We start from the raw sequence: 1,179 nt of genomic DNA on the forward strand, positions 1-1,179 counted from the left end.
ATTACAGAAGAAACCACACCCGCACCTACGGTACGACCACCTTCGCGAATCGCAAAGCGCAGGCCTTCTTCCATAGCGATAGGCGCAATCAGTTCTACAGTAATGGTTACGTTCTCACCCGGCATTACCATTTCTACGCCTTCTTCCAAAGTAACTGCACCAGTTACGTCAGTAGTACGGAAGTAGAATTGTGGACGGTAGTTAGCGAAGAATGGAGTGTGACGACCACCCTCTTCTTTGCTCAGTACGTATACTTCTGCTTTGAACTTGGTGTGAGGAGTGATAGTACCTGGTTTAGCCAATACTTGACCACGCTCTACGTCTTCACGTTTAGTACCACGCAGCAATACACCTACGTTGTCACCTGCTTGACCTTCGTCCAGCAGTTTGCGGAACATTTCAACACCGGTACAAGTGGTTTTTTGAGTTTCTTTCAGACCTACGATTTCGATCTCGTCACCAACGTGGATGATACCGCGCTCTACACGACCAGTTACTACTGTACCACGACCAGAGATAGAGAATACGTCTTCGATAGGCAACAAGAAAGGTTTGTCCACAGCACGCTCAGGTGTTGGGATGTAGCTGTCCAAAGCAGCAGCCAATTCGAAGATTTTTTCTTCGTAACCAGCATCACCTTCCAAAGCTTTCAGTGCAGAACCTTGTACGATTGGGCAGTCGTCGCCTGGGAAGTCGTAGCTTGACAACAAGTCACGGATTTCCATTTCAACCAGTTCCAACAGCTCGGCATCGTCAACCATGTCGCATTTGTTCATGAATACGATGATGTAAGGTACACCTACTTGGCGAGCCAACAGGATGTGTTCGCGAGTTTGTGGCATAGGACCGTCAGCTGCGGAACATACCAAGATAGCGCCGTCCATTTGGGCAGCACCGGTAATCATGTTTTTAACGTAGTCGGCGTGACCCGGGCAGTCTACGTGTGCGTAGTGACGGGTTTCAGTTTCGTATTCTACGTGTGAGGTATTAATGGTAATACCACGAGCTTTTTCTTCAGGAGCGTTGTCGATTTGGTCGTAAGCTTTTGCAGCGCCACCGAATTTTTTAGCCAAAATAGTAGTCAAAGCAGCAGTCAGAGTGGTTTTACCATGGTCAACGTGACCGATGGTGCCAACGTTTACGTGCGGTTTGCTACGTTCAAATTTTTCCTTAGCCATG

The 1,179-nt window shown here is 48.0% G+C and carries 1 protein-coding gene; it reads right to left on the reverse strand.

Annotated features, from left to right (window positions below; all coding sequences use genetic code 11):
- Nucleotides 1-1,178, reverse strand: a 1,178-nt coding sequence (gene tuf / locus TW89_RS02505; protein WP_049336986.1) for an elongation factor Tu, incomplete at its 3' end; no start/stop codon positions are given.
- Between the last annotated feature and the right edge of the window lies 1 nt (nt 1,179).

Origin of the sequence: Neisseria flavescens, from assembly GCF_001618065.1 — a bacterium.
Taxonomy (GTDB): Bacteria; Pseudomonadota; Gammaproteobacteria; order Burkholderiales; family Neisseriaceae; genus Neisseria; species Neisseria flavescens_A.